The organism is Micromonospora sp. B006 (assembly GCF_003408515.1).
GTDB lineage: Bacteria > Actinomycetota > Actinomycetes > Mycobacteriales > Micromonosporaceae > Micromonospora > Micromonospora echinospora_A.
Genome location: NZ_CP030865.1, coordinates 2,418,684 through 2,433,720 on the forward strand (window position 1 = coordinate 2,418,684; position 15,037 = coordinate 2,433,720).

17 protein-coding genes are annotated in these 15,037 nt (G+C 72.7%); 9 read left to right on the forward strand and 8 right to left on the reverse strand.

From position 1 onward, the window contains the following. Positions 1-23: 23 nt before the first annotated feature. Together MicB006_RS11590 and MicB006_RS11595 are read left to right on the forward strand one after the other, a co-directional pair. The gene (locus tag MicB006_RS11590) at positions 24-632 is read left to right on the forward strand and encodes a LysE family translocator (protein WP_116505891.1); all 609 of its coding nucleotides are present in this window, start codon (positions 24-26) and stop codon (positions 630-632) included. 13 nt (positions 633-645) lie between these two features. Continuing rightward, positions 646-1,353, forward strand: a complete 708-nt coding sequence (locus MicB006_RS11595; protein WP_116505892.1) for a B3/4 domain-containing protein — start codon at positions 646-648, stop codon at positions 1,351-1,353. Here the strand turns inward: MicB006_RS11595 and MicB006_RS32300 are convergent. After that, a complete protein-coding gene (locus MicB006_RS32300) occupies positions 1,291-1,539 on the reverse strand; it encodes a hypothetical protein (protein WP_225980701.1) in 249 nt (82 codons plus the stop codon). The two genes, MicB006_RS11595 and MicB006_RS32300, sit on opposite strands and share 63 nt — an antisense overlap. A 117-nt stretch (positions 1,540-1,656) precedes the next feature. Here MicB006_RS32300 and MicB006_RS11605 point away from each other — a divergent pair, with 117 nt between their 5' ends. Beyond that, complete coding sequence (locus MicB006_RS11605; RefSeq protein WP_116505894.1) at positions 1,657-2,463, forward strand: SDR family oxidoreductase; 807 nt, start codon at positions 1,657-1,659, stop codon at positions 2,461-2,463. A 104-nt stretch (positions 2,464-2,567) separates the two neighbouring features. Here the strand turns inward: MicB006_RS11605 and MicB006_RS11610 are convergent, their stop codons facing one another. The 5 genes from MicB006_RS11610 to MicB006_RS11630 all read right to left on the reverse strand — a co-directional run bounded on the left by MicB006_RS11610 (position 2,568) and on the right by MicB006_RS11630 (position 8,645). Beyond that, positions 2,568-3,608, reverse strand: a complete 1,041-nt coding sequence (locus MicB006_RS11610; protein WP_116511366.1) for a dipeptide ABC transporter ATP-binding protein — start codon at positions 3,606-3,608, stop codon at positions 2,568-2,570. A gap of 68 nt (positions 3,609-3,676) precedes the next feature. Continuing rightward, positions 3,677-4,741: an ABC transporter ATP-binding protein gene (locus MicB006_RS11615; protein ID WP_116505896.1), complete on the reverse strand. Its 1,065-nt coding sequence runs from the start codon at positions 4,739-4,741 to the stop codon at positions 3,677-3,679. A 13-nt stretch (positions 4,742-4,754) separates the two neighbouring features. Next, complete coding sequence (locus MicB006_RS11620) at positions 4,755-5,744, reverse strand: ABC transporter permease (RefSeq protein WP_116505898.1); 990 nt, start codon at positions 5,742-5,744, stop codon at positions 4,755-4,757. Between the two features lie 64 nt (positions 5,745-5,808). Then, positions 5,809-7,554 (reverse strand): ABC transporter substrate-binding protein, encoded by a 1,746-nt coding sequence (locus tag MicB006_RS11625; protein WP_116505899.1) that lies wholly within the window; start codon positions 7,552-7,554, stop codon positions 5,809-5,811. Positions 7,555-7,613: 59 nt separating this feature from the next. Next, positions 7,614-8,645: an ABC transporter permease gene (locus tag MicB006_RS11630; protein ID WP_116505901.1), complete on the reverse strand. Its 1,032-nt coding sequence runs from the start codon at positions 8,643-8,645 to the stop codon at positions 7,614-7,616. 410 nt (positions 8,646-9,055) lie between these two features. Between MicB006_RS11630 and MicB006_RS11635 the strand changes: the two genes are divergently transcribed. The 4 genes from MicB006_RS11635 to MicB006_RS11650 all read left to right on the forward strand — a co-directional run bounded on the left by MicB006_RS11635 (position 9,056) and on the right by MicB006_RS11650 (position 11,309). After that, positions 9,056-9,457 carry an SSI family serine proteinase inhibitor gene (locus MicB006_RS11635; RefSeq protein ID WP_116505903.1) on the forward strand — a complete coding sequence of 134 codons (402 nt, stop codon included), beginning with the start codon at positions 9,056-9,058 and terminating at the stop codon, positions 9,455-9,457. Positions 9,458-9,569: 112 nt separating this feature from the next. Next, on the forward strand, positions 9,570-10,460 hold the full coding sequence (locus MicB006_RS11640) for a pentapeptide repeat-containing protein (RefSeq protein WP_116505905.1): 891 nt from the start codon (positions 9,570-9,572) through the stop codon (positions 10,458-10,460). Positions 10,461-10,702: 242 nt separating this feature from the next. Beyond that, a complete protein-coding gene (locus MicB006_RS11645) occupies positions 10,703-10,957 on the forward strand; it encodes a preprotein translocase YidC (protein WP_073829399.1) in 255 nt (84 codons plus the stop codon). Positions 10,958-11,048: 91 nt separating this feature from the next. Continuing rightward, positions 11,049-11,309, forward strand: coding sequence for a hypothetical protein (locus tag MicB006_RS11650; protein WP_073829398.1), 261 nt, complete (start codon positions 11,049-11,051; stop codon positions 11,307-11,309). Here the strand turns inward: MicB006_RS11650 and rnhA are convergent. Then, complete coding sequence (gene rnhA / locus MicB006_RS11655) at positions 11,228-11,791, reverse strand: ribonuclease HI (RefSeq protein ID WP_073829397.1); 564 nt, start codon at positions 11,789-11,791, stop codon at positions 11,228-11,230. The genes MicB006_RS11650 and rnhA overlap by 82 nt on opposite strands. A 70-nt stretch (positions 11,792-11,861) precedes the next feature. On the opposite strand from rnhA, the gene MicB006_RS11660 reads away from it, so the two are divergent. Continuing rightward, the gene (locus MicB006_RS11660; protein WP_116505906.1) at positions 11,862-12,650 is read left to right on the forward strand and encodes a tyrosine-protein phosphatase; all 789 of its coding nucleotides are present in this window, start codon (positions 11,862-11,864) and stop codon (positions 12,648-12,650) included. A gap of 48 nt (positions 12,651-12,698) precedes the next feature. Further along, entirely contained in the window at positions 12,699-13,817 is a 1,119-nt protein-coding gene (locus tag MicB006_RS11665) for a serine hydrolase (RefSeq protein ID WP_225980703.1), read from the forward strand. Here MicB006_RS11665 and MicB006_RS11670 read toward each other — a convergent pair. Continuing rightward, positions 13,814-14,998 carry a lycopene cyclase family protein gene (locus MicB006_RS11670; protein ID WP_116505910.1) on the reverse strand — a complete coding sequence of 395 codons (1,185 nt, stop codon included), beginning with the start codon at positions 14,996-14,998 and terminating at the stop codon, positions 13,814-13,816. The genes MicB006_RS11665 and MicB006_RS11670 overlap by 4 nt on opposite strands. Between the last annotated feature and the right edge of the window lie 39 nt (positions 14,999-15,037).

Consider the following 15,037-nt stretch of genomic DNA (forward strand, 5'->3'; position numbering starts at 1 on the left):
CATTATGGCCAGAGGCTGGACGGGTGACCATCGCCTTCCTGCTGACCGCACTCGTCGTCGCCGTCACTCCGGGCACCGGGGTGACGCACACGCTCGCCACCGCCGTGACCGCCGGACGCCGCGCCGGGCTTGCCGCCGCCGCCGGGGCCACGCTGAGCCTCGTCCCGCACGTGATCGCCGCGGTGACCGGCCTGGCCGCGTTGCTGCGCGCCGGCACCCCGGCGTTCCGGGTGGTGACCTGGCTGGGTGTGGCGTACCTGCTCTGGATGGCCTGGTCGGCGTGGCGCGACCGGGGCGCGTTCACCGTCGACGGTGACCGGCCGCCGCGCCCGGCGTCGGCGGTGTTCCGCGACGGGGTGCTGATGAACCTGCTGAACCCGAAGGTGACAGTGTTCTTCGTGGCGTTCCTGCCGCAGTTCGTCCCACCGGGCGCGCCCGGCGCCGCCCTGCGCATGCTCGCCTGCGGCCTGGTTTTCATGCTGGTCACGCTGCTGGTGTTCGCCGGGTACGCGGTGCTGGCCGGCGCGTTGCGCCGCCGGGTGCTGGCCCGGCCCCGGCTGACCGCGCTGCTGCGGCACGCCGTCGCCGGCAGCTTCCTCGCCCTGGGCCTCGGCCTCGCGTTCACCGCCTAGAAGGAGTTCACCCGTGCGTTTCCGGCACTCCCCCGAGATCTGGTCGTCTTTTCCCGAGCTGACCTGCGGCGTCCTGCACGCCACCGGGATCACGCCCGACGCCGACGTCACGCCGCGGCTCGCCGGTCACCTCGACGTCGCCCGGGACCGGTTCGCCGCCGGGCCGGAGGGCGGCTTCCCGGAAATCCAGGCGTGGCGTCGCGCGTTCGCCCGGATGGGCTGCCCGCCGACGCGCTACCGCTGCGCGGCCGAGTCGCTGCTGCGCCGGTTGCGCCGGGACGGCGACCTGCCCCGGCTGCACCCGCTGGTGGACCTCGGCAACGCGCTCTCGGTCCGGTACGCGGTGCCGGTGGCCGTGCTCGACCTGGCCGGGATCGACGGCGACCTCACCGTGCGCGCGGCCGACGGCACGGAGTCCTACCTGACCCTCGGTGGCGAGTGGGAGCACCCGGCGCCGGGTGAGGTGATCTTCGCCGACCGGGGCGGGCACGCGCACGCCCGGCGCTGGTGCCACCGGCAGAGCGGCGCCTCAGCGGTACGGGCCGACACCGCCGAGGTCCTCGTGGTCATCGAGGCGATGCACGCCGGGGCGACGCCGACCGTACGCCGGATGTTGGACGAGCTGACGGCGGCGCTGGCCGAGCAGTGGCGCGTGCCGTCACGGACGGGGGTGCTCACCGCTCAGGCGCCGGAGTTCGCCGTGCCCGTCCGGACCGTCTGACGCGGCGTCGGTCGCGCCGTTCGGCGCCGCCGGCTCGCCGTGCAGCTCGCGCAGGGCGTCGGCGAGCCGGTCGTCGGCGGTGCCCCACCACTGCCGGGCCAGCTCGACGGTGCGGCCGAGCGAGTCGTCGCCCACCCGCTCGGTGTGCAGCTCGGCGCTCATCATGCGCAGGAAGCGAACGGTCACGGCATCGGACTCATCGGCTATCACGCCCGTACCCTAGCCATCGCCTCCGACGAAACCGGCGGCCGAGTCGGGGTCGTCCGCCCGGTTGAGGTCGCCGCCCGCGGGTAGTGCGCGGTCATGCCCCAGCGATACGAGGACTACGACCGCGTCGCGATCGTCACCGGCGCGGACTCCGGCATCGGCAAGGCGTGCGCGGCGGCGCTCGCCGAGGCCGGCTACGACATCGGCATCACCTGGTACGGCGACCGGGCGGGCGCCGACCGCACGGCAACCGAGGTACGCGCCACCGGCCGCCGCTGCGAGACCGCCGAGCTGGACCTGACCCGGCTCCCCGGGTCGGCCGCGGTGATCGACGAGCTGGCCGACCGGCTCGGCGGGCTGGGCGTGCTCGTCAACAACGCCGGCACCGGCCTGTCCGAGCCGTTCGTGGACGTGAGCTGGGAGAAGTGGCGGGAAGTGCTGGCTGTCGACCTGGACGGACCGTTCCTGTGCTCGCAGCGGGCCGCCCGGCGGATGCGCGCGACCGGACGGGGCGGCCGGATCATCAGCATCACCAGCGTCCACGAGCACGCGCCCCGGGTCGGCTCGTCCGCGTACTGCGCGGCCAAGGGCGGGCTGGGCCTGCTCACCAAGGTGATGGCGCAGGAGCTGGCGGCCGACGGCATCACCGTCAACGCTGTCGCCCCGGGCGAGATCGCCACCCCGATGACCGGGCAGGAGGACGTCGACCCGTTCACGCGGGACCGTCCCGGGGTGCCGGTCGGGCGTCCGGGTGACGCCCGGGAGGTGGCGGCAGTGGTGGCTCTGCTCGCCTCCCCGGCGGCGGCGTACGTGACGGGAGCGTCGTGGGCGGTGGACGGGGGGATGCTGTTGATGGGTCCGCAGGCTTCTGCTCTTTCCTCCGATTCTTGGCGTTCCGTCTGAGGTCTGTTTGGGTCACCGTTCAGGGCCGGGGGCGACCGTGCCCGGCTCCGGGCGTCAGGCTTGATCCCTGCGCCGGGCACGGTCGCCCCCGGCCCCGTCGTGGGTCAGGTGCGTTCGTTGCTGCCGGGTTCGGGGGTGGCTCCCACCGCCGCATCTTCTTGGGAGCTTGTGGGCTCGTTCTCGGGGTAGTGGCAGGCGGTGAGTTGTGTGCCGCCGTCGCGGGTGACCAGGGCGGGTTCTTCGGTGGCGCAGTGGTCGGTGGCTTTCCAGCAGCGGGTGCGGAAGCGGCAGCCCGATGGTGGGTTGAGTGGGGTGGGGACGTCGCCGGTGAGGCGGATCCGTCCGGCGGGGCCGAGGGTGGTGACGTCGGGGATGGCGGAGAGCAGGGCTCGGGTGTAGGGGTGCTGGGGGCGGGTGTAGATGTCGTCGCGGTCGCCGATCTCGACGATCTTGCCGAGATACATCACGGCGACGCGGTGGCAGAAGTGGCGGATGACGGCCAGGTCGTGGGCGATGAACACGAATGCCAGGTCGAGGTCGCGTTGCAGGTCGCGCAGCAGGTTGATGACCTGCGCCTGGATCGACACGTCCAGCGCGGAGACCGGCTCGTCGGCCACGATCAGCTTCGGTTTGAGCGCGAGGGCGCGGGCGATGCCGATGCGCTGGCGCTGCCCGCCGGAGAACTCGTGCGGGTACCTGTTGTAGTGCTCCGGGTTCAGGCCGACCAGTTCGAGCAGCTCCTGGACACGCTTCTTGACGCCGCCGGGTGGGGTGATGCCGTTGACCTGCAACGGCATCGCCACGATCCGCCCGACCGTGTGGCGGGGGTTCAGCGAGGCGTACGGGTCCTGGAAGATGATCTGCAGGTCCTGCCGCAGCGCGCGCAGCTCACGCCGCCCGCCGTGGGTGATGTCCCGGCCGGCGAACTCGATCGACCCGGCGGTGGGTTCCAGCAACCGGACCAGCATCCGCCCGGTCGTGGTCTTCCCGCACCCCGACTCCCCCACCAGGCCGAGCGTCTCGCCCGGTCGCACATCGAAGTCCAGCCCGTCGACGGCCCGCACGGCGCCTCGCGCGCGCAGGCCCTGCCGCACCGGGAAGTGCTTGGTCAGCCCCCGCACCGACAGCAGGGGCTCGCCCGCCAGCCGGGCGCCCGGGTCGTTCCCCGCCCCCGAGACGGCCACCACCGCCGCCTGCTCATTCGCCACACCGTTCATCGGGCCACCCCCACCTGTGCGACCTCGTCGCGATAGATCCGCTCCCGCGCCGCGACCGGCAGGTGACACGCCACCAGATGACCCGGCGCACCAGCGGGGCCCAGCTCCGGAACCTCGGTGCGGGACCGGTCACCGTTGACGTCGGCCCACCGGCAGCGCGGATGGAACGCACATCCCGACGGCAGGTTGATCAGACTGGGTGGGTTGCCGGGGATCGGCACCAGGTCCGCGTCCGCGTCGCCGTGCAACGACGGCACGCTCGACAACAACCCCCACGTGTACGGATGCTGCGGCGCCCGCAACACCCGCTCCACACTCCCGTGCTCCACCGCCCGGCCGCCGTACATCACCAGCACGTCATCAGCGACCTGAGACACCACACCCAGGTCATGCGTGATCAGAATGATCGCCGACCGGAACTCCTCCTGCAGATCCGCCAGCAGGTCCAGGATCTGCGCCTGCACCGTCACGTCCAACGCCGTCGTCGGCTCATCGGCGATCAGCAGATCCGGGTCGTTGACGAGCGCCATCGCGATCATCGCCCGCTGCCGCATCCCACCGGAGAACTCGTGCGGATACTGGTCGAACCGCTTGGCCGGCTGCGGAATACCGACCCGGCCCAGCATGTCCACCGCCCGCGCCCGCGCCTCCCGCTTCCCGGCCCTCGGATGGTGCACCCGGTACGCCTCGGCGATCTGCTTCCCCACCGAGTAGTACGGATGCAACGCCGACAACGGATCCTGAAAGATCATCGCCATGTCCCGGCCCCGCAACCGACGAATCTCCTCCTCGGCCAGCCCGACCAACTGACGCCCACCGACGGAGATCTCCCCGGAGATGGTCGTCCGCTTCGCGTTGTGCAGACCCAGGATCGCCAGCGACGTGACGCTCTTACCGGACCCGGACTCGCCCACGATCCCCAGCGTGCGGCCCCGCTCCACGGCGAACGACACCCCGTCCACCGCCCGCACCACACCGTCCTCGGTGTCGAACCGCACCCGCAGATCCGTGACCCGCAGGTACGGGTCCTCGCCGCGTCGCGGCGCCGGAAGCTCCACCATGTCGATCCCTCCGTCAGCTCAGCCGGACCCGTGGGTCGATCACCGCGTACAGCACGTCGACGACGATGTTGGCGATCACGATGAACACGGCCGCCAGCAGCACCGTCGCCATCACCACCGGCAGGTTGAGGAACTGCACCGCCTCCACTGTCGCCTTGCCGAGACCCTGGAGGCCGAAGATGGTCTCGGTGATGAACGTGCCGCCGAGGCTGGTGCCGATGTCCAGCCCGGCGATCGTCACGATCGGCGTGATCGCCGCCCGCAGCGCGTGCCGGGTGTGCACCTGCCGCGCGGGCAGCCCTTTCGCCCGGGCGGTACGGATGAAGTCCTCCGACAGGGTCTCCAGCATCTGGGCCCGGGACAGCCGGGCGTACAGCGCCGAGTTGAGGAAACCCAGCGTCATCCAGGGCAGCAGCAGCCCGGCCGCCCACCGGGCCGGGCTCTCGGTCAGCGGCGTGTAGCTGGGGAACGGCAGCAGCCCGGTGGAGTAGACCAGCAGGTAGAGCAAGATCAGCCCGAAGAAGTAGACCTGCATGGACGCGCCGGCCAGCGTGACGCCAATGGCGGCGCGGTCGAACGCCGTACCCCGGCGCAGCGCCGACACCATGCCCAGCGCGATGCCGATGCCGAGCCAGAGCACCGCGCCGCCGAGGACGATGCTGAACGTCACCGGGGCGCGCTGCGCGACGATCTCGGTGACCGGCTGGTTGTTGCGGAACGAGTAGCCCAGGCAGGGCGCCGGGCAGTCCTGCCGGAAGTCCCCCTCGCCGTAGGTACGGCCGGCGAAGACACCCCCGACGAAGTCCGCGTACTGCCGGGGCAGCGGCTGGTCGATGCCGAGCCGGCGCTCGACCTGGGCGATGTCCTCGGCGGTGCAGTTCTTGCCGCACATCACCTTCGCCGGGCTGCTCGGCACCGCGAAGAAGAGACCGAACGTGACGAGGCTGATGACCACAAGGGTCAGGGCGGCGACGAGCAGCCGCCGGACGACGAAACGGAACACGGGAGCACCTCCCCCGGGTGGGGCGCGGGGACGGCCAGCCGTGACTGCCGTCCCCGCGCGGCTGTCACTTCTTCACGTAGATACCGTTGAGCGAGATGATCCCGAACGCGTCGCTGAGGAAGGCGTTGCCGACCTTCGAGCCGTGCAGCTCGTAGGTGGCGTCGTAGTAGCAGGGCACGACCGGCGCGTACTTCTCCATGATCATGCGGTCGAGCGCCATCCAGCCGGCGTCCTGCTCCGCTGCGGGCAGGGTGCGGACCCGGTCGATCTCCGCGCTGACCGACGGCTCGTTGAGGTACGACAGGTTCTGGTTGCCCTCGGCCACGATCTCCCGTCCGTCGTAGACCGGCGGGATGACTGTGGAGCCGGTGGGCCAGTCGGAGCCCCAGCCGGTGAGGTAGAGGTCGTAGGGGTTGTCCTTGCGGCCCACCTCGTCGTAGTAGCTGCTGTTGTCGATCGGCTTCATCACGATGTCGAAGCCCATGTCGGTGAGGTTCTTGCGCAGCGCCTCGGCCTGCTGGGTGCGCAGTTCCAGGCTGGAGTGGGCGAGCACCAGCTTCGGCCGCTTGCCGGCGAGCAGCTCGGCGGTCCTGGCCTTGTCGCCGGTGACCGGGGCGTTGAACACGTCGTACGGGACGAAACCGGCGGTGGTGGGTGACATCAGCGTGCTGGCCGGTGAACCGGCGGCCTGTCCGCCGAGCACCTTCAGCAGGGCGTCCTTGTCGACCGCGTAGTTCAGCGCCCGGCGTACGTTCACGTCGGTGACCCGCTGGGTGTTGATGCTCAGCACCCAGTTGTACTGCGTCGGGCCGCGGACCACCCGGTCGGCGACGCCGGCGCCGGTGGTGCGGGGCAGCACCGACGGCGGAACGTCCGACCAGCTCAGCGCCGCCTGATCGGCGGGTCCGTCGGCGACCAGGCGCTCGGCGATCTGGGCCTGCTCCAGGCCGAACGTCATCCGGATCGCGTCCGGGTACGCGTTGCGGATCGGGTCGGTCGCCGGGTCCCAGTTCGGGTTGCGTTCCAACTCCAGCGACACGTCGCGCTGGTAGGACTTCACCCGGTACGGGCCGGACGAGAACGGCCGCAGGTCGTAGTTGGCGCGGGTGTCCTTGGCGGCGGGCACCGGCGCGCTGGTGGGCAGCGCTGCCGCGTACGGCAGGTCGCAGTGCGGCTGCGGGAAGGTGAACCGGATGGTTCGGTCGTCGGGTGTGGTGACGCCGTCGGGCACCGGCTTGCCGCCGTCGTACGGTCCCTTGTAGGTGGCGTTGTACGCCCCGCCCGGGTAGAGCCACTGCTGGATGTAGTGCGGGCCCTCGTTGAGGTTCGCCGCGAACGACCGGGCGAGGCCGTGGGCGACGTCCTTGCTGCTCACCGGCGTGCCGTCCTCGTACTTCACGCCGTCGCGCAGGGTGAACTCCCAGACCTTGCAGTCGCCGTCGACGTCCTTGCCGGGGTTGGTGGCCAGGTCACCGACGAGCAGCAGCTTGCCGGTGCCGTCCTCCTTGTAGCCGTTGAGCGCGCGGTAGAGCATCCCGCCGGCGACCTGCTGCACGTTGACGTAGTTGCGGGCCGGGTCGAGGTGTTCGAAGTCGGCCGGCTGCATGACGGTGAGGGTGCCGCCCCGGGACGCCCCGTCGACGGGCTTCGCCGGGCCCTGGTTGTCGGCGGCCTCGTACGAGATCGAGCCGCTCTGGGTCTTGGTCTTCTGGTCCTCACCGCCGCCGTCGTCGGGGGTGGGGTTGCAGCCGGCGGCGACCAGCGCCGCCGCGGCGAGGACGCCTGTGAGTGTCCGGGTTCGTGCGCGCACGGTGTGCTCCCTTCGTGCCCGGCGGCCCCCGCCGGCCGGGCGTGTGATGGCCGTGGGGACTACCGGGTGGAGCGGGGATCCAGCGAGTCGCGCAGCGCGTCGCCGAGCAGGTTGAACGCCAGGACCAGCAGGAAGATCGTCAACCCGGGGAACAGGGTGTACCAGGGGTCGCTCGCGACGTAGCCGATGCTGTTGAAGATCATGCGGCCCAGGTCGGGCGTGGGTTCGGTGACGCCGATGTTGACGAACGCCAGCGCCGCCTCGATGGCGATGAACTGGGGCACCATCAGGGAGACGGTGACCAGGATCGGCGCCCAGATGTTCGGCAGCAGTTGCCGCAGCAGGATGTGCGCGGTGCCGGCGCCCGCGGCCCGGGCCGCGTCGACGAACTCCCGCTCCCGCAGCGAGATCACCTGCCCGCGGACCAGACGCGCGGTGTACGTCCAGCTGAACAGGCCGAAGGTGGCGACGATCAGTGCGACCCGGAAGGCCGGCGACGGCGACTCCCGGTCGGAGTAGAAGCGGTCCTGGAGGATCGGGATGACCGCGAGGGCGAAGATGAGGAACGGGAACGCCAGCGTGAGGTCGATCAGCCAGTTGACGAGACTGTCCAGCCAGCCCCTGGCCCATCCGGCAAGCACGCCCACCGCGACCCCGATGCACGAGGCCAGCAGCGCCGAGGTGAACGCGATGAACAGGGACGTCCGAAGACCGTAGACCAGTTGCATCAGGATGTCCCGGCCACTACCGGGTTCGAGCCCCAGCCAATGATCGGAACTGATCCCGCCGGCGTACCCGATCGGCATTCCGAAATCGTTCAACCGGTCGACGAACTTGTCGGTCGGGCCGATTCCGGTGAGCCGCCCGAGCAGCGGCGCGCCGAGCGCGACCACGGCGGCGACGGCGAGCGTCAGGGCGCTGGTCCGGGCGGTACGGTCCCGCTTGAGCCGCAGCCAGGCGAGCTGGTTGGGTGACCGGCCGACGAACTCGGCGGTCCGGCCGGCGGGCTCGGTCCCGGCCTGGATCTCGGGGCCGGGAATCGTCGCGTCGGCGGCCGGGGTCCGGGGCGGCGGGTGCGAGAGGTCGCTCATGAACAGTCCCTCCGACGGGGGCGAAAACGCCCTGCCACCCGACGGTAAAGGGATACGGAGCACCGGAGAGAATCGTTACGGTAACGGCCGTTCCGGTTGTCGTCCATTGACAACGATCCGGCGTACGGAATGCATCGGCGCAATAACGGGCCGATTCGGTTGTCAGCCTTTCAGGCAGGCGTAACGCTTATTCGGAATGCGTTTGCGTGAGGCGCGGAAGCGGTTGTCAGCCGTTCGGGCATTCCCGTGCACCGATGTCACACCCGGCGCACGGCCTAGCCGGGTGGTGTAACACTTTGTGACTCTTCGCGTTCACACCGTCCACCTAGCGTTCTCGGCGGCCCGGTTCGCACGACGGACCGGGGCACCCATCGGCCCCGCACCCCGGGGCCCCGACGGAAGGACCACCCATGCCCTTCGCCCGACGTACCGCCGCGCTGGCACTGGCCGCCGCGCTCGGCGGCCTCGCCGCGCCGGCCTCCCCCGCCCACGCCGCGCCGCGCCCCGGCCCGCAGACCCCCTCGGTGCTGCTGCTCACCGTCGACGACGGCACCGGCGTGCGCGCCACGGTGCTGACCTGCGGGCCGACCGGCGGACTGCACCCCGACCCGGTCACCGCCTGCCGTCTGGTCGCCCGCGTGAACGGCGACCTGGACGTGCTCGACGTGGACGGCGCGCCGTGCACCTCCCAGTACGCCCCGGTCGTCGCCCGCGCCGCAGGCATCTGGCAGCACCACCCGGTCTCCTACACGCGAACCTTCGCCAACCCCTGCCTGATGCACCGCACCACCGCGACCCTCTTCACCTTCTGACGCCCGCCCTTTTGGGTTGATCATGAGGTTGGCGGCGTTCCCGGTCCGATTTGTCGCCGTCAACCTCATGATCGACGGGGTGGGTGGGGTGGGGGTGGGTGGTGCGCGCAGAATGGTGCGGGTGGACGGGGGTACTGGGGACGTGCGCACGGTCGGTGGCAGGCGGGAGCTGCGGGCGGACTGCTCGCGCTGCGCTGGCGTCTGCTGCGTCGCGCCGGCGTTCGCCGCGTCGGCCGACTTCGCCATCGACAAGCCGGCCGGACGGCCCTGCCCGAACCTGGGCGCCGACTTCCGCTGCGGCATCCACACCGAGCTGCGGCAACGCGGCTTCCCCGGCTGCACCGTGTTCGACTGCTTCGGCGCCGGCCAGCACCTCACCCAGCACACGTTCGCCGGCCGCGACTGGCGCGCCGACCCGGCCACCGCGCAGCGGATGTTCGACAGCTTCGCGGTGCTGCGGCCCCTGCACGAGCTGCTCTGGTACCTCACCGAGGCGGTACGCCTGACCCCGCCCGGCCCGCTGCGCGACGACCTGAACGCAGCAGTGGACGAGACGGGCCGGCTCACCGACGGCACCCCTTCCGAACTGCTCGCGCTCGACGTGGACGCGCACCGGGACCGGGTCAACCGGCTCCTGTCCCGCGCCGCCGACCAGGCCCGTGCCGGGCGGGCCGGTGAGGACCGCCGGGGCGCGATGCTGCTCGGCGTCGACCTGCGCCGTACCCCGCTGGCCGGGGCGAACCTGCGCGGCGCCTGCCTGATCGGCGCCGACCTGCGCGGCGTACGGCTCGGCGCCGCCGACCTGACCGGCGCGGACCTGCGCGGGGCCGACCTGCGCGGCGCGGACCTGAGCGAGTGCCTGTTCACGCACCAGTCGCAGCTCGACGCCGCTCGCGGCGACCACCGCACGGTGCTGCCGCCGGAACTGCGCCGCCCGGCCCACTGGTCCCTGACGCTGACTCCGACGGGCTCCCGCCCGCGCCCGCCGCGCCGCCGCCGCTGACCCGCCGACCCTGCCCCCGCCGTCCCGCGCCGTCGACCCCGCTCACGCTGAACCTGGCCCGCCCGCGCATCGGCACCGCAACCCCACCCCGTTGATCAAGGAGTTTGTGTCCACTTCAGCCCGTTACCAGGCCACAAACCCCTTGATCAACGGGGAGAAGGGGGCCGAGGGCGGAGGGGTTTGGTGGGGGTGGGGTGGGGTAGGCGGCGCGGGACGACTGTTGACCGACGGGAGGGGCACCGGTGGGGTATCGGGCACGCGACGGTCAGGAGCCGGTGGACCCGGCGCACGCCGAGGACGAGGCCGGGCAGGTTCCGCTGGTGCAGACAGCCGCGGACACCGACGTGCCGGCGCCCGCTCCCGGCGCGCCGAAACCGGACGAGGTGACCGAGGACGACGGCTCGGGCATGGCGGGCGGCGCATCCGGCAGCAGTTCGGGCGGCTCCTCGATGCCGACCCACCCGGACGCGGCCCGCGGACCGGACGCCGCCCGCTGAAACGGGCGCGAGCCACGGAACCGACGCAGGCCACCGACCGGGCACACGCCGCCGGACGTTTGCCGTCACCCGCTGCGGGCAGGAGTGCGACATGACCAGTGAAGAGTCCTTCGGCCGCGCGGCCGGCGACGAACCCGACGGCGCCACCGCGTACGAGGCGTCCCTGCGCCCGCCGGGCGAGTCCCTGCACACCACCGACGACACCGGTGACGACTTCGCCGACCTGCCCGCGGAGGACCGCCGGTCCGCGCGGGAGGTCAGCCGCGCCGGTTACGACGTCGAGGCCGTCTCCGGCACCGGCGACCCGTCCGAGGAGCCGGAGGAGATCGAAGAGGGCCGCCCGCTGCGCTGAGCCGTGCGCGGGGCGGCGGCGACGCCGCTCCGCGCCTCGGTCATGCCCCGGTTCGCCAGCGCGTCGGCGCGCTCGTTCTCCGGGTGTCCGTTGTGGCCCTTCACCCACAGCCAGGTCACGTCGTGCCGGGCACAGGCCGCCTCCAGCGCCTGCCACAGGTCGGCGTTCTTGACCGGCTGCTTCGCCGCGGTCAGCCAGCCGTTGCGCTTCCACGAGTTCAGCCAGCCGGTGATGCCGTTGCGCACGTAGGTGCTGTCGGTGTGCAGCCGTACCGTGACCGGGCGGGTCAGGCTCTCCAGCGCCCGGATCGCGGCGGTCAGCTCCATCCGGTTGTTCGTGGTCGGGGTGGCCTCGCCGCCGCACAGCTCCCGCTCGTGCCCGCCCCAGCGCAGCACCGCGCCCCAGCCGCCGGGCCCGGGATTGCCGCTGCACGCGCCGTCGGTCCAGATCTCCACGACCCGGCCGGTCTCCGCCTCCGCCATGCCCGGCAACCTACCGGGTACGCGAGTACGCGGGACCACCCGACCCGCCGCGCGCGGCTAGCGTGCGGGCATGACCACTCCCCCGGACTTCGCCACGCTCTGCAACTTCCGTGACCTCGGCGGCTGGCGGACCGGCGACGGCTGCACTGTCGCCCGGGGCCGCCTCTACCGCTCCGACTCGCTGGCCAAGCTCGCCGGTGATGATCTGGAACGGTTCGCCGCGCTGGGCGTGCGCACCGTGATCGACCTGCGGTACCCGTGGGAGATCGCCGACCGCGGCCGGGCACCGGAGAGCCTCGGCGTCACCTGGCACAACCTGAGCATCGAGCACCGGCCGTACGTGCAGGCCGACATCGATCCCGGCGTGGACCCGTGGCGCTACCTGGCCGACCGGTACGCCGAGGTGGCCGAGGACGGCGTGGTCGAGCTGCGCCGGGCGATCGAGGTGATCGCGGACGGCGAGCACCCACTGGTGTTCCACTGCGCCTCCGGCAAGGACCGCACCGGGCTGCTCGCCGCGCTGGTGCTGTCAGTGCTCGGCGTGGACGACGACCAGATCGCTGCGGACTTCGCGCTCACCGAGCATGCCACCGAGCGACTGGTCGCCGAGTGGCGGGACCGCAACGGCGGCGCGACGCCCGGCTGGCCCGCGTACGGGCGGGCGCCCGCCGAGATCATCCGGCTGGTGCTGGCCGACCTGCGGGCCGCCCACGGTTCCGTGCACGGCTACGTGACCGGCCGGCTCGGTGTCGACGCGCAGACGATCGACGCGCTGCGCGCCCGGCTGCTCACCGGCGACACGAGCCCGCTGCCGACGCAGGGCACCACCGGCAGCACGCCGACGACACTCGCCCGCTGAGCGAAAAGCAGACGACGGCGGCGCGGCGGTCTGGCACGCTGCGTGATCGTGGACACGCGGTGGGCGGGCCTGCGGGCCGAGGTACGGGCGAGGATCGACGAGCTGGTCTCCTCCGGCCGGGAGGCCGGCGTGCAGGTGGCCGTGTACCTGGACGGGGTGGCGATCGTCACCGAGCAGGCCGGGCTCGCCGACACCGCCACCGGCCGGCCGATGACCGCCGACACGCCCGTGCACGCGGTCTCCACCGGCAAGGGCCTCACCGCCACCGTGGTGCACGTGCTGGCCGAGCAGGGGCGGCTCGACTACGACCTGCCGCTCGCAGCGGTGTGGCCGGAGTTCGCCCGGCACGGCAAGGACGGCATCACGCTGCGGCACGTGCTCACCCATACCGCCGGCCTGCCCGCGCTGCCCGCCGACGTCACGCCGGAGGACTTCACCGACTGGACGCGCATGTGCGAGCTGCTCGCCGACGCGCGGCCGCTGTGGACACCGGGCGAGCGGCTGGCGTACCACGCCTGGACGTGGGGCTGGCTGCTCGGCGAGGTGGTCCGGCGGGTCACCGGCGCCCCGGTGTCGCGGGTGCTCGCCGAGGAGGTGGCCGGGCCGCTCGGCGTGGACCGGGAACTGTTCCTCGGCGTACCGGAGGCGGACCTGCCCCGGCTGGCCCGGCTGGAGGACGCCGGCCTGTCCGCGCTGATGACCTGGGCCGGAGCGAACCTGCCGCACTTCGACGCGGTCGCCCCACCCGGCGTGCGCCCGGACACCGTCATCGGCTCCCGCCCCGACGTGCTGCGCGCCGACGTGCCGTCGGTCGGCACGATGAGCGCCCGCGCGGTGGCCCGGATGTACGCGGCGCTGCTCGGCCCGGTCGACGGGGTACGGCTGATCTCCGCCGCGCGGATGCGGGAGGTGTCCGCCCCGGCGGTACGCGCGCAGGAGTGGGTGTTCGGGCAGGAGAGCACGTTCGGGCTCGGGTACGCGGTCGAGGACGACGGATCGTTCGGCACCGCCGGCAGCGGCGGCAGCCTCGCGTTCGCGTACCCGGGACTGGGTTTGACGGTGGCGGCGGTGCGCAACCGGCTCGGCGCGGGCGACGGCGACCCGATGGAGCAACTACGGACGCTGGTGCGCGACCGCGTCACCGAGGCGACCGGCCACCGAGACTAGCGGCGCAGGCGGGCCCGCAGCCGGCCGGCCGCGTCGCCGAGCACCGCGCCGGTCATCGGCAGCAGCGGGCTGGACCGCATGACGGCCAGGTCCTCGGCCGGGCTGGTCACGCCGTCGAGGAACCGCAGCACCCGCTCCGGCGGGTTGCGGTCGAACAGCCGCTCGAAGAACTCCACCCCGCCGACGTGCCCCCGGTCCAGCGCGCGCAGCGCCACCGCGTCCATCCACAGGTGCCGCCCCGGGTACGCGGGCGCGGGCACCGGCGGGCGGCCGGCGGCGAGCGCCCCTGCCACCTGGTCGGCCTGGCGCAGCATGGCGGAGAACGTGAACCCGGTGGACGGTCGGGTCGCCCCACCGGCGGTGCCCAGCCGCACCACCCGAGGGCTCGGGCGGGACTCGAACGGGCCGTCGGTCATCGGGATCACGCCGTCCTCGACCTCCCGCACCCGCAGCGCGGTCAGGTCCAGCCCGAGCAGGTCGGCGTATCCGCGCAGCGCCGCGTCGTAGCCCGCGTCGTCGAGCAGGGCCGGCCCGAACTCGGTGTACTCGACGAGCGCGAACCGGTCGTCGACAGGCAGCACGTACCCGAAGGAGACGCCGCGCTGCGGCTGCGGGGTGCGGAAGTCCATCAGCACCGCCCGCTGCCTGTCGAAGGTCGGCCGGTCGGCGGCCAGCCACCAGCCGCGGAAGTGCTGCAACCAGCTGGTGCGCCCCGGCCGCTTCGGCCGCCGGGGCCGCGAGTCGAGCACCCAGCCGGCCCGGACCAGGTCCCGCCCGTCCGGGTCGCGGACCGTGACCCGCTGCCCGTCGTCGTGCATCTCCCCCGCCGGGGCGCTGATCCGGACCGCGTCCAGCCGCCGCTCGGCCTCGGCAGCCCGGTCGTAGACCGGGGCGGAGCGGAGCATGGCGTACCGCAGGGGGTCGAGCGTCAGGACGCGGCGGCCGGCGGGCGTGACCACGTCGACCTGCGACCAGCTCGCGCTCAGCAGCGGGTCCAGGTCGTCGCCGGGCAGGCCCCAGAACGCCCAGGTGCGGTCCTGGCCGCGTTTGTGCACCGGGTCCACCACCGCGACCCGCAGCCCGGACACGCCGTGCCGGTCCAGCGCGGCCAGGACCAGGGACGCGGCGCCGCCGCCGCCGACCAGCGCGAGGTCGACGTCGACCGCTGAGGATGCCTGCACCCGACCACGCTGTCACATCGGCGGGCACGGTCACCGGCC